The organism is Stenotrophomonas sp. ZAC14D1_NAIMI4_1 (genome assembly GCF_003086775.1).
Classification (GTDB): Bacteria; Pseudomonadota; Gammaproteobacteria; order Xanthomonadales; family Xanthomonadaceae; genus Stenotrophomonas.
In genome coordinates, this window is the sequence record NZ_CP026001.1 from 1,258,507 (window position 1) to 1,270,884 (window position 12,378).

Annotated in this window: 14 protein-coding genes; 7 read left to right on the forward strand and 7 right to left on the reverse strand. The window is 69.1% G+C overall.

Features of this window, described 5'->3' with window-relative positions; genetic code table 11:
• From C1927_RS05850 to C1927_RS05865, 4 genes are all read right to left on the reverse strand, one after another.
• On the reverse strand, window positions 1-783 hold the full coding sequence (locus C1927_RS05850; protein ID WP_108746158.1) for a putative DNA-binding domain-containing protein: 783 nt from the start codon (window positions 781-783) through the stop codon (window positions 1-3).
• Entirely contained in the window at window positions 776-1,621 is an 846-nt protein-coding gene (locus C1927_RS05855) for a DUF692 domain-containing protein (RefSeq protein ID WP_108746159.1), read from the reverse strand. Before C1927_RS05855 ends, C1927_RS05850 begins: the two co-directional genes overlap by 8 nt.
• A gap of 56 nt (window positions 1,622-1,677) precedes the next feature.
• Window positions 1,678-2,154: an EF-hand domain-containing protein gene (locus C1927_RS05860; RefSeq protein WP_079221011.1), complete on the reverse strand. Its 477-nt coding sequence runs from the start codon at window positions 2,152-2,154 to the stop codon at window positions 1,678-1,680.
• 90 nt (window positions 2,155-2,244) lie between these two features.
• Entirely contained in the window at window positions 2,245-2,889 is a 645-nt protein-coding gene (locus C1927_RS05865) for a DoxX family protein (RefSeq protein ID WP_079221012.1), read from the reverse strand.
• 382 nt (window positions 2,890-3,271) lie between these two features.
• Here C1927_RS05865 and C1927_RS05870 point away from each other — a divergent pair, with 382 nt between their 5' ends.
• The 5 genes from C1927_RS05870 (at window position 3,272) to C1927_RS05890 (ending at window position 8,061) form a co-directional block, all read left to right on the forward strand.
• A complete protein-coding gene (locus tag C1927_RS05870) occupies window positions 3,272-4,066 on the forward strand; it encodes an alpha/beta hydrolase (protein WP_108746160.1) in 795 nt (264 codons plus the stop codon).
• Window positions 4,067-4,069: 3 nt separating this feature from the next.
• A complete protein-coding gene (locus C1927_RS05875; protein WP_079221014.1) occupies window positions 4,070-4,615 on the forward strand; it encodes a redoxin family protein in 546 nt (181 codons plus the stop codon).
• Between the two features lie 60 nt (window positions 4,616-4,675).
• Complete coding sequence (locus tag C1927_RS05880) at window positions 4,676-5,416, forward strand: response regulator transcription factor (protein WP_079225131.1); 741 nt, start codon at window positions 4,676-4,678, stop codon at window positions 5,414-5,416.
• Window positions 5,413-6,726 carry a HAMP domain-containing sensor histidine kinase gene (locus tag C1927_RS05885; RefSeq protein ID WP_108746161.1) on the forward strand — a complete coding sequence of 438 codons (1,314 nt, stop codon included), beginning with the start codon at window positions 5,413-5,415 and terminating at the stop codon, window positions 6,724-6,726. Before C1927_RS05880 ends, C1927_RS05885 begins: the two co-directional genes overlap by 4 nt.
• Window positions 6,727-6,801: 75 nt before the next feature.
• Window positions 6,802-8,061 carry an MFS transporter gene (locus C1927_RS05890; protein ID WP_079221016.1) on the forward strand — a complete coding sequence of 420 codons (1,260 nt, stop codon included), beginning with the start codon at window positions 6,802-6,804 and terminating at the stop codon, window positions 8,059-8,061.
• Between the two features lie 4 nt (window positions 8,062-8,065).
• Here C1927_RS05890 and C1927_RS05895 read toward each other — a convergent pair whose 3' ends face one another.
• Window positions 8,066-9,013: a nucleoside hydrolase gene (locus C1927_RS05895; RefSeq protein WP_108746162.1), complete on the reverse strand. Its 948-nt coding sequence runs from the start codon at window positions 9,011-9,013 to the stop codon at window positions 8,066-8,068.
• 154 nt (window positions 9,014-9,167) lie between these two features.
• On the opposite strand from C1927_RS05895, the gene C1927_RS05900 reads away from it, so the two are divergent.
• Together C1927_RS05900 and C1927_RS05905 are read left to right on the forward strand one after the other, a co-directional pair.
• Window positions 9,168-9,638, forward strand: a complete 471-nt coding sequence (locus tag C1927_RS05900) for a hypothetical protein (protein WP_108746163.1) — start codon at window positions 9,168-9,170, stop codon at window positions 9,636-9,638.
• 31 nt (window positions 9,639-9,669) lie between these two features.
• Window positions 9,670-9,996 carry a hypothetical protein gene (locus C1927_RS05905; protein ID WP_079221019.1) on the forward strand — a complete coding sequence of 109 codons (327 nt, stop codon included), beginning with the start codon at window positions 9,670-9,672 and terminating at the stop codon, window positions 9,994-9,996.
• Between the two features lie 73 nt (window positions 9,997-10,069).
• Here the strand turns inward: C1927_RS05905 and C1927_RS05910 are convergent, their stop codons facing one another.
• Entirely contained in the window at window positions 10,070-10,789 is a 720-nt protein-coding gene (locus tag C1927_RS05910) for a GntR family transcriptional regulator (protein WP_079221020.1), read from the reverse strand.
• A gap of 192 nt (window positions 10,790-10,981) precedes the next feature.
• Window positions 10,982-12,349 carry an SLC13 family permease gene (locus C1927_RS05915; protein WP_079221021.1) on the reverse strand — a complete coding sequence of 456 codons (1,368 nt, stop codon included), beginning with the start codon at window positions 12,347-12,349 and terminating at the stop codon, window positions 10,982-10,984.
• Between the last annotated feature and the right edge of the window lie 29 nt (window positions 12,350-12,378).

A 12,378-nucleotide genomic window follows, 5' to 3' on the forward strand; every position in this document is an offset into this window, starting at 1 on the left:
TCAAACCTCGGAAGGGAAGTGGGTAGTGCCGGCCGCTGGCCGGCAACTCTGGAAACCGGCCAACACAACCAGCACGCCGGCGGCACACAGCTCGGCCAGCAGCGGCGCGCAGGCCACGCGCAGCTCTTCCGCAAGCACGCCATGCGCATCGGCCAACGCCTGCAGGGCGTCATCGACGCGCACACCGTCATGGCCGAAGACCGAAAGCAGGGCATACGCGAGCGGTGCCAGCGTCTCGACCTGCAGGCGGTAATCGGCCTGGCGGCGCAGCAGCAGGAGCGTGGGCGTCGTGGCCGGTGCATCGTCCAGCACCGCGTCCTCGTGCACCGGCCATTGGTAGCCCAGCACACGCACCAGCGGCGACACCGCCAGCAGGTCACTGCCCACCGCCACGTGGTGCAACGCCTGCCCGGCATCACGCGCTTCGATGTGCAGCGCCTGCTGCGTGCTTTCGAAGTGCGCCAGCTCGGCCGCCCACGCTGGCAGCGCCAGGCTGTCCTGCAGCGCCAGCCACGCGGCGAACTCGCTGGCGATCTGCGGGAACAACGGGGTATGGCAGGCATGGTGCGCGTAGTAGTGCTCGATCACACCGCGCCAGCGCGCCGCACCCAGCTGCTGCTGCAGCCGCGGCAGGCAGCCGGCCAGCAGGCTGTCCAGGCTGTCGATGCAGAGGCGGCGATACACCGCCAGCCGGCGCGCATCGACGCCCTCGGGTGCGGGCCGGGACGGATCACGCACATGGTCGGCCCAGCGCTGCTGCAGGGTGGCGAGCGACTCAGCCACGGGCCACCTCGGGCAGTCGTACGTCGGCCTGGGCCTGGCGGATCTGCGCGACCTCGGCCAGCAGCTCGGCCAGCGGCGGAAAATTGAAATCACGCTCCAGCAGGGTGGGGCGCACGCCGACGCGCGCATACGCTTCACGCAGCAGCGCCCAGACCACGCCCTTCACCGGCGCGCCGTGGGTGTCGATCTTGAAGCCATCGTCCTCGTCGAAATGGCCGGCGACGTGCAGGGACGCAACGCGATGGGCCGGGACGCGGGCGAGGAAATCGAAGGCGTCGTAGTGGTTGTTGCAGGCGTTGACGAAGACATTGTTGACGTCCAGCAGCAGGTCGCAGTCCGCTTCGGCCAGCACGGCGTTGATGAAATCGATCTCGCTCATGTCCGCGCCAGGCACTGCGTAGTAGGAGATGTTCTCCACCGCGATGCGCCGGCCCAGCATGTCCTGCACCTGGGCGATGCGTCCGGCGACGTGGTGCACGGCTTCACTGGTGAACGGCAGCGGCAGCAGGTCGTAGACGTGGCCTCCGGCAGCGCAGTAGCTCAGGTGCTCGCTGTACAGCTGCACCTGGTGCAGGTCGAGGAAGGCGCGGGTCTGTGCCAGCAGGGCGCGGTCCAGCGGGTCCGGGCCGCCCAGCGACAGCGACAGGCCATGGCAGGTCAGGCGATGGCGCTCGCTCAGCTGGCGCAGCGCGGCACCGTGGGCACCGCCGACGCCGATCCAGTTGTCGGGCGAGACTTCGAGGAAGTCGATGGCATCGGCCGGCATCGCCAGCAGTTCGTCGATCAGGCCGCGGCGCAGGCCAAGACCAGCGCTGGCGGAAGGCAGGGGCAGGGACATGCGCGGTACTCCAGGGCAATGGCGCCGCCACGGGGGCGGCGCCGGAGGGTGGGCCATCAGTCGTTGACGCGGGAGAACAAGCCCTTCGGCATCGGCTTGCCGTTGGCGGTGTAGACGCTGCGCAGGTAGTCGTGCGCTTCCTGTTCGCTGATGTAGCCGTCGTGGTCGGTGTCGATGCGGTCGAACTCGGCGGCACGCTTGGCGGCCACGGCGTTGAACTCGGCACGCGAGACCCGGCCGTCGTGGTCACGGTCGGTGCGGGCAAACGAGGCGTCGCCGCACTTGCCTTCGCCGCACTGGCCTTCGGCCACCTTGGCCTTGCCGGCGGGCTTGCTGCTGGCAGCCTTGTTGGCACCGCACTTGCCTTCGCCGCACTTGCCTTCAGCGGCGGCGCTCATGGCCACGGCACTGATCGCCAACGGCTGGATCGCGGCGGCCTGGCCGGCCAGCAGCAGGCCCCCGGCCAGGGCGATGCCGATGGCACCGATGCGCGGCAGGCGGGAGGCGGTGGTGTTCTTGGTCGAGACGGACATGGGATGACTCCTTGGGATTGCACGCCAGGCGTGCGGGATGGACGCCGCTGCAAGGCGACGGAAAAGAGACGTGGACAGGGATGGAGCGGATCAGGCGCTGCGGCGACGGCGCAGCACGTAGGCCAGCAGCAGAGCAGCGCCGAGCAGGGCACCACCGAAGCCGATGCCGGGCAGCAGCGCGGCAATGGGCAGCAGCAGCGCGACCAGGCTGACGCCCCAGCCGAGGCCGTCATCGCCGGCGATGGCGCGTTGCGGGCCGGCCAGCAGGCGGTCCAGGCTGAGTGCGCCGCCACCGTTGAGGATCAGCGGCAGCAGCATGGCCAGGAACAGCAGCGGCAGCTTGAAGTTGCCATAGCCCTGGTCGGTGATTGCATAGCCCTGCCAGAGTTCGCCCAGGCCGTTCCACTGGTCGGGCCAGTGCACGGCGGCGATGGCAACCACCGTCAGCACCCAGAAGATGTAGGCCACCGAGCGTGTGGCCAGGCCCAGCAGCAGCATCACCGCGCCCACCAGTTCCAGCCACGTGGCCAGCTGCCAGTTGAGCGAAGCGGGCAGGGTCGAGAAAGGAAACGGGAAGCGGCCTTCCAGATCGGCGAACCAGTTCTGTCCGCCCAGCTTCTCGCGGCCGGATTCAAAGAACTCCCAGGCCAGCAGCGTGCGCAGGGCCAGCGGCGAGAGCCAGCGGCCGACGGCATCCAGGCGCGGGGTGTAGAGGGAGGAGGCGGTGCTGATCATGGAGGTGTCCTGCGGGCCAGTGGTCGATGGAGGCCATTTCAGGCGGCGCAGGTATCGGCAACGTGTGCCGTTGCCCGGGGTTTTGTCAGCGACTGTCGCCGCGGCAGGGGTTTCGTACAGTCGGATACAAAGACGCCGCGGTGGGGCGTTCGCCGGGCATGGCCCGGCGCTACCGGGGAGGGCCACGCGCCAGGATCCCCTCGCGCCCGCGTGCGGGGAACGATATCCACCCCATGGCGCCTGGCCATGCCCGGCGGCCGAATGTATCCCACTGTAGGAACCCGCCGTCGCCCTACAGTCCGGTACAACTCGGCGCCACAGCGAAACAGCCGCGATACACCCACCGGCGGAAATGGCCACTCCCAACACCGGAGTGCCACCCATGATCCGTACCACCCTGCTTGCCGCCGCCCTGGCCCTGGCCGGCGCCGCCACCCCCGCCTTCGCTGCGCAGGCCGATGCCGGCGCGCCGCCCACGGTCGTCCTGGTGCACGGCGCCTTTGCCGATGGCTCCAGTTGGAACAAGGTCATCACCACCCTGCGCGACTGGAAGCTGCCGGCGGTGGCCGTGCAGAACCCGCTCACCTCGCTGGCCGACGATGTGGCCGCCACCCGCCGCGCCATTGCGGCTGCACCGGGCAAGGTGGTGCTGGTCGGCCACAGCTGGGGCGGTACGGTCATCACCGAAGCGGGCAACGATCCCAAGGTGCAGGCGCTGGTCTACGTGGCCGCGTTCGCACCGGATGCGGGCCAGTCCTCGGCGCAGCAGGGCGAAGGTTTCCCGGTCGGCCCCGGGCTGACCCGACTGCAGGAGAAGGACGGTTACCTGACCCTGCCGGCCGATGCCATAGCGCAGGATTTCGCACCCGACGTGATGAAGAAGACCGCAGCCCTGCTGTACAGCACGCAGGTGCCGTTGAAAGCCAGCGCGCTGGGTGAGGCCGTGACCACGGCGGCGTGGCGCAGCAAGCCGAGCTGGTACGTGGTCAGCCGCGATGACCGCATGCTGTCGCCGCAGCTGCAGGTTGCCACTGCGCATCGCATCGGCGCGCAGCTGCAGTCCATCGGCAGCAGCCATGTGTCGCTGCTTTCGCACCCGGCGCAGGTGGCCGACAGCATCCTGGAAGCGGCCGGGGTGAAGCCGGCCGAGCTGCCGCTGGCCGAGCAGGGAGGCTGAGCGATGGCCACGCTTCGCGCCTATACCGTGCCGCTGTTGCTGGCCCTGCTCGGCGGTGCTGCGCTGCTGCTGGCCTGGCCCAGCCCCGAAGCCGGCGCACAGACCGCCGAGGCCGCACCGGCTGCGGGCTTCAACGGCGGCGGGCCGTGGCACAACAGCCCGCCGCTGGCCCTGGAGCAGCTGCGGGGGCAGGTGGTGCTGGTCGAGTTCTGGACCTATGGCTGCAGCAACTGCCTCAATGTCGCGCCGTACGTGCACCGGTGGCATGCCCGTTATGCACCGAAGGGCCTGCGCGTGATCGGCGTGCACACCCCCGAATTCGCTTATGAGGGACTGCAGGGCAACGTGCGCCACGCGATCCACCGCCTCGACATCACCTGGCCGGTGGTGCAGGACAACCAGTACCGCATCTGGAATGCCTGGGGTAACCGGTTCTGGCCGGCGCTGTACCTGGTCGACCGGCAGGGCAGGGTGGTCTACCGCCATTACGGCGAAGGCGACTATGCACGTACCGAAAGCGAGATCCAGCGCCTGCTGGCCAGCCCGTGAGCCGCGCTACCATGGCCGCGCCGCGCGGCCTTGTCCTCCGCCGCCATCATCGAGAACGCAATGAACCACGTACCGCACATCCTTGTCGTCGATGATGACAGCGACATCCGCCAGATGCTGGCCGACTACCTGCAGCGCAACGGCCTGCGCGTCAGCCAGGCCGATGGCGGCCGCGCGATGCGCGCGCTGATGGACACCCACGCCGTGGACCTGGTGGTACTGGATGTGATGATGCCCGGCGAGGATGGCCTGAGCCTGTGCCGCAACCTGCGGGCCGGCAAGCACCGCGCCGTGCCGGTGGTGCTGCTGACCGCGCGCGACGACGAGACCGATCGCATCATCGGCCTGGAGATGGGCGCCGATGACTACGTGACCAAGCCGTTCTCCTCGCGCGAACTGCTGGCGCGCATCAACGCGGTGATCCGCCGCACGCAGATGCTGCCGCCCAACCTGCAGGTGAGCGAAGCCGGCCGCCAGCTGGCCTTCGGCGACTGGCGCCTGGATACCACCGCGCGCCACCTGCTGGATGCGCAGGACACCGCCTATCCGCTCAGCGGTGCCGAGTTCCGCCTGCTGCGCGTGTTCCTCGACCACGCCAACCGCGTGCTCAGCCGCGACCAGCTGCTCAGCCTCACCCAGGGCCGCGATGCGGAACTGTTCGATCGCTCGATCGACCTGCTGGTCAGCCGCGTGCGCCAGCGCCTGGGCGATGATGCGCGCGAGCCGACCTACATCAAGACCGTGCGCAGCGAAGGTTATGTGTTCAGCGTGCCGGTGCAGCTGCTGGGGCCGGAGGAATGAACGCTGCCGCGCGCCGCCTGCCGTGGCCGCGCACGCTGTCCGCGCGCCTGCTGCTGTTGTTGCTGGGCGGGCTGACCCTGGCCCACGCACTGTCGTTCGGCCTTCTGTTCTTCGAGCGCTACCAGGCCACGCGCAGCATGATGCTGCGCAACCTGGACGAGGACGTGGCGGTGAGCGTGGCCCTGCTGGAACACCTGCCAGCGGACCAGCGCCAGGCCTGGGTGCCGCGGCTGGAACGCCGCACCTATCGCTACCTGCTGCGTCCGGCTGCGTCCGGGCCGGCACTGGAAACCGGGCGCGCGCGCCAGGTCACCGCCATCATCGATGACAGCCTGGAGCATCGCTATCCGCTGCAGGCACGCCAGGTCGCGCGCCTGCCCGAACGTTTCGAGGTGGAGCTGCGCCTGCGCGATGGCACACCGCTGACCATCGAAGTGACCCCGTCCGGCCTGCCGCTGGCGCGCTGGCTGCCGGCCGTGCTGCTGGTGCAGCTGGCGTTGCTGCTGCTGTGCGCGTGGCTGGCGGTGCGGCTGGCGCTGCGCCCGCTGCAGCAGTTGTCGCACGCGGTCGAGCACCTGCAGCCGGGCAAGGATGCAGCGGTGCTGCCCGAGGATGGCCCTGCCGAAGTAGGCGCGGCTGCGGCCGCACTCAACGCGCTGCAGGCACGCATCCGCGGCCATGTCAGCGAGCGCCTGCAGATCCTGGCAGCCATTTCGCACGACCTGCAGACACCGATCACGCGGATGAAGCTGCGCGTGGAAACCCTGCCCGAAGATGCCACCCAGCAGCGCCTGCTGGACGACCTGGACCACCTCGGCCTACTGGTGCGCGAAGGCGTGGCCTATGCGCGCAGCAGCCATGTGGCAAGCGGTGCACCGATGGCGATGGACCTTGCCGCGTTCCTGGCCAGCGTGGTCGGAGATTACGAGGACATGGGCAAGCCGGTGTCCGGCGGTGCGCCGGCGGGGCTGACCGTGCAGACCTGGCCGCAGCCATTGCGCCGGGTGGTCGGCAACCTGGTGGACAACGCGCTGCGCTATGCCGGCAGCGCCGAGATCGATGCCGGTCGTGATGCTGCCGGCAAGCCGTGGATCAGCGTGTCTGATCGGGGCCCGGGCATTCCCGAAGACCAGCTGCAGGCGGTGCTGGCGCCCTTCCACCGGCTGGAGAGCTCGCGCAACCGCGATACCGGCGGTACCGGCCTGGGCCTGGCCATCGCCGTGCAGCTGGCACAGTCGCTGGGCGGTTCGCTGCAGCTGCGCAACCGGGACGGCGGTGGCCTGCAGGCCGTGCTGCAGTTGCCGGGCTGATGGGCGCGGTGCGACCCGGCCTGCAGGTGCACCGCGCCGTCACCCTGCGCGTGACACCCTCCGCCCATGACTGAAATGACCGCGGCGCGGCAGCGCTCGATGTGGGTGGCAGGCCTGTCCACCGTGGTGGAGTGGTACGACTTCACCCTCTACCTGTACTTCGCGACCGTGCTGTCGCGGGTGTTCTTCGGTGGTGGCGAGCAGGCCATGCTGGTCACCCTGGCCGGGTTCGCGGTGTCCTACCTGATGCGTCCGCTGGGCGCGCTGTGCTTCGGCCACCTCGGTGATCGCCTCGGCCGGCGCTGGATGCTGCTGGCCTCGATGGCGCTGATGGCGGCGGCGATGCTGGCCACGGCGCTGTTGCCGACCGCAGCGACGGCGGGCACCACGGCCGGCATCCTGCTGCTGGTCCTGCGCTGCGTGATGGCCTTTTCGGTAGGCGGTGAATACACCGGGGTGGTGGCCTACCTGCTGGAAAGCGCACCGGCGCGGCGACGCGGCCTGGTCACGTCGCTGGCCTCGGCCGCCAGCGAGGTGGGCGCGTTGCTGGCGGTGGCGATCTCCGCGGTGACGGTGGCGACGCTCACGCCCGCGCAGCTGGATGGCTGGGGCTGGCGCATCCCGTTCTTCGTCGGTGCCGCGCTGGCGCTGGTGATCCTCATCGCACGGTCGGGCATGCATGAATCGCCCGAGTTCGAGCGCCAGCGCCGCGAGGGCAGCATTCCGGCCACGCCGCTGCGCCACGTGCTGCGCAACCATCCCGGCGCGGTGGCGCGCACGTTCGCGATTTCCGCGCTGGGCTCGATCACCTACTACGTGGGCATCACCTACGTGCCAGCCTTCCTGCACGCACAGGGGCACGACGAAGGCGATGCGCTGTGGCTGTCCACGGTGGCCGCGGTGGCGGTCATCGCGATCACGCCGCTGTGCGGCATGTTGTCTGATCGCTTTGGGCGGCGTCCGCTGTTGCTGGGCCTGACCGTACTGGCGGCACTGCTGCCGTTGTCGATGTTCGGCTGGATGGCCGAGGCGGCGCCGCTGGGCATCGCGCTGGCGGCGGTGGTACTGGCCTGCGTGGCGGGTGGTGTAAGCGCGGTGGCCGCACCCGCCACGGCCGAGCAGTTCCCGGGCGAAGGCCGGGTGAGCGGGCTGGCACTGGGCGTGACCATGGCCACGGCGGTGTTCGGCGGGGCGACACCGTGGCTGGCGCAGTGGTGGGTGGAACGCAGCGGCTGGGCAGCGGCACCGGGTGCGATGATCGCGCTGGTGGCGGTGCTGGTGCTGCCGGTGCTGTGGACCCTGCCCGAGACGACCCCGGGCAGGGCCAAGCGCTAGGCGATCAGACCGCCAGGGTCTGCTCGATGTCGGCCAGCACGGCCGGGGCATCCACGCCGATGGCGATCGACTGCAGCACGTGGCCATCCCACACGCTGGGGCCGAAGGCCAGGCCTTCCGGCTTGGGAATGGTCATGCCGCGGGCCACGCCATCGGTGGCCACGCGCACGCTGGCGCGCTCGAACTGGAACAGCTCCGGGCGGGTCAGGGCGATGCAGGCGCAGCAGTCGTGCACCACCATGCCCTTGTGCCCGGCCTGCAGGTAGAAGTCCACGTAGTCCTGCGAGAGCGCACGCACCAGCTCGGCGTCGGCTCCGCCGATGGCAGCCAGCTTGTCCAGGCCGTCACGGTCCATTTCCACGCGGGTGGTGACGTCCAGGCCGATGGCAGTGACCGGCCACTGCGCGGTGAACACGATGTCGGCCGCTTCGGCGTCGCCCCAGATGTTGGCCTCGGCGGCCGGGGTGATGTTGCCGTTGACGTGGAAGGCGCCGCCCATGAGGACCACGCCGCGCACCAGGCCGGCGATGTCCGGGGCGTGCTGCAGGGCCAGGGCCAGGTTGGTCATGCGGCCGACCGCCACCAGGGTCACTTCGCCCGGGTGGGCGCGGACCAGGTCGATGATCAGCTGGTGGGCCGGGCGCGCATCGGCGGCCACGTCCAGCGCGGTCGGCACCGGGTGGTTGCCCAGGCCGTTGTGGCCATGGATGTGCACCGGCCAGGCTTCCGGCGTGGCTTCGGGCTGCAGCGGGCCCGCAGCGCCGCGCGCGACCGGGGCGGCAAAGCCCCAGGCCTGCTTCAGGTACAGCGCGTTGTGGGTGGTTGATTCCACCGAGGCGTTGCCGAAGGTGGTGGTGACGCCGACAAGGTCGATCTGCGCGTGCTTGTGCAGGTACAGCAGGGCCAGGGCGTCGTCGACGCCCGGGTCGGTATCGAAAATGACTTTCAGCATGTTGTTGTTCTTCTTCTTCCGTGTGGTGCAAGGGGGCCGGCGGGCCCCAGGGGGCCGGGCCGGCGCGCCCTACATTGTCCCATCTTCATGACAGGCAGGGCGAACCGCCGCGGTGGTGCTATCGTCAGGGGGTATCCAGGGAGGGAGCACCGCCATGAAGACCCCCGCGATCCTGCTGGCCGGGCTGCTGTGCCTGGGCGCCGTCGCGCCTGCATTGGCCACCTCGGTGGCGCCGAAACCGCTGGCGGAAATGGTGGCGGAAATGGTGGCGGAAGCCGACCAGATCGTCCGCGCCAAGGTGGTCGACGTGGAGATGGTCGATGGCAAGGGACGGCCGCTGACCGATCCCGGATCGCGCACCGGGCCAGGCTTGGACAACGAGATCCGCCTGGTCCTGCAGGTGCAGGAAGTGCTGCGGCCGCGGGAGGGCAGGGTGCCGGCGACGATCCGGGTGCCGCTGTGGACGATGTGGCATTACACCTTGGGCCATATCCGCGAGGCCACGCTGGGCAGCGAAAGCCTGTTCCTGCTCAAGGGCGAGCGCCATGCACCGGTCTATCCGGTGGGTTTCCAGCGGCCGCTGGATGAGCGCGCGCAGATCCAGTCATTGATGGTGGCGCCATGACCGCGCCGGTTCGCTGCTGCGGAGGCACGCCATGCTGGTGGTGACCCTGGTCCTGATCGCCCTGGTGCTGGGACTGAACCTCGTCGCCACGTACGTGGTGGTGCGGCGCGATGGCGTGTCGGTGGGAGGGCGGGCGGTGCAGCTGCTGCTGGTCTGGCTGCTGCCGCTGGTGGGCGCGATCCTGTGCATGGCGATCGCCACCGCCGATGGCTCGGTCAGCCGCAGCGAGGGCAGCTTCGCGGGCAGCTACGATTCCTCGGGCAGTTACGCCAGTGACAGCCACAACAGCCACAGCTACAGCGGCTCGGACTGCAGCAGCGACAGTGGTGGCGGCGATGGTGGCAGCTGCAGCGATTGAGCTTTTGTAGAGTCGAGCCATGCTCGACTGCCCCGAAAAAGCAGTCGAGCATGGCTCGACTCTACAGAACAGCTCAGCCGCCGCCTTCGGTCGGCAACGGTGCGGGCACGTTCAACAACCCCCCATCGGCCACGTAGGCGGCCAGCGCCTGGCCCTGGCTCAGCAGGTGGCGTTCCATCGTGCGTTCGGCCGCCTGCGCGTCACGGCGGCGGAAGCAGTCCATCAGCTCGCGGTGCTCGGCCAGCGACTGCGCGGTGCGGCCCGGTGCCAGCAGCTGGCGGCCACGGTGCATCTTCAGGATGCGGTGCAGGTCGTGGGTGATGCGGATCAGCCACGGGTTGCCGGCGTAGTGCTGCACGGTTTCGTGGATCAGGTAGTTGTTGCGGTAGTACTCGGCGATGTTGCCGTTGGCGGCGGCCGCTTCCATGGCTGCGTGCAGGTCTTCCAGCTGCTGCACGCCGGCATCGTCGATGTGCCTGACCGCTTCATGCGCGCAGCGGCCTTCCAGCATCGCCATCACCGGGAACAGCTGGTTGAGGTCTTCCAGCGTGAGCCGGGTGACCCGCGCGCCGCGGCCAGCATCGATCTGCACGAGCCCTTCGGCGGCCAGCAGCTTCAACGCCTCGCGCAGCGGCGTACGGCTGATGCCCAGTTCCTCGCACAGTGCCGGCTCGTCGATCCATTCGCCCGGCGGCAGCCGGTAGTCGTAGATACGCTCGCGCACATGCTCGGCCACCTCTTCGTACAGAGGTGCGCGCTTCTTGGGTGAACGCGGGGCGGGAGCAATGGCCATGGTGGAAAGTGTACTGCCTCCCTGCGTGGAACCTGTAACGGGGTGGGAAAATACGACTTGGTAGAGTTGACCGTTGGTCGACTGCCCTTCGCATGGATCCCGAAGATCCCGCGCTGCGCGCGATAGTCGACCAACGGTCGACTCTCCCCCCCGATTCGAAGGGCGCCGGAATCCTCCGGCGCCCCTTCAAAATCACATCCAGCCCGGCACCACGAACACCAGCCAGGCCAGCAGCGGGCCGAACGCGACTACCAGGCCGCTGTAGACCAGGAAGCGGCGGAACAGCGTCTCGCGCTCTTCCTTCGCTGCCGAGGCCACCACCAGTGCGCCGTTGGTCGAGAACGGGCTGACGTCGACGATGGTGGACGACACCGCCAGCGCGCAGATCACACCGGCGGCCCCCAGGTGGCCCTGCATCAGGAACGGCACCGCCAGCGGAATGGTCGCGCCCAGCACGGCGGCGGACGAGGCGAACGCGGAGACGATGCCGCCGACGTAGCAGACCAGCAGCGCACCCAGCAGGGGAATGCCGATGCTGGACACACCATGGCCGATGAAGTCCACCGCGCCGGCATGTTCGAGCACGCCGATGTAGGTCACCACACCGCAGATCAGCAGCACGGTCGACCAGCTGATGCCATCGACCGCACCCTTCTGGCTCTGCGGCGAGAGCAGGGCCAGCGCCACCGCAACGGTGATCGAGACCAGGCCGACGTTGAGGTTGTAGATCAGTGCGGCCACGCCCAGGCCGAGCAGGCCGATCAGGGTGAACAGACGCTCGCGGGTGAAGCCCACCGCATCCAGTGCGGCCGGATCATTCGACAGCGTGCCACCACCGGCGGCCACCAGCGCGCCGTGGCCCTCGATGGCGAACTGCCGCGACGACGCCTGCGGGCCACCGGCCATGGCCAGGTCAGCACCGCCCACGGTGCCGGCGGCAGTGATCGAACCACGACGCATCAGGGCGATGCCGCCGAAAGCCAGGAAGCAGATGATCGCCATCATGAAGTTGAAGCCGAGGCTGGTCAGGAACACCGCCATCTCGGTCACTTCCAGGCCGGCCTTCTGCACCACGCCATTGGTGATGCTGCCGTACACGCTGATCGGCGAGAAGCCACCGGCCTGCGCACCATGGATCACCAGCAGGCCCATCATCAGCGGATTGATGTTGTACTGCTTGGCGAAGCGCAGCGCGACCGGGCCGATGATGGCCACGGCGGCCGGGCCCAGCGCGCCGAAGGCGGTCAGCACGGCGGTGATGACGAACATCACCCACGGGATGGCCACGATGTGGCCGCGCACGGCTTTCACCGCCCAGTGCACCAGCAGGTCGATGGTGCCGTTCTTCTGCGCGATGGCGAACAGATAGGTGATGCCGACCAGGGTCAGGAACAGGTCGCCCGGGAAGCCGGCGAGCACTTCCTTGCCCCCCATGCCGACCCAGACGCCGCCGACGATGAAGGCCAGGGCGAAGGCCACCGCACCCATGTTGATGGGCATCGCGGTAGCGACGATGAACATGATCACCAGGCCGATGATCGTTGCGATTTGTGGACTCATGCGCCCTCCCAGACACGTGACTCGCGTAC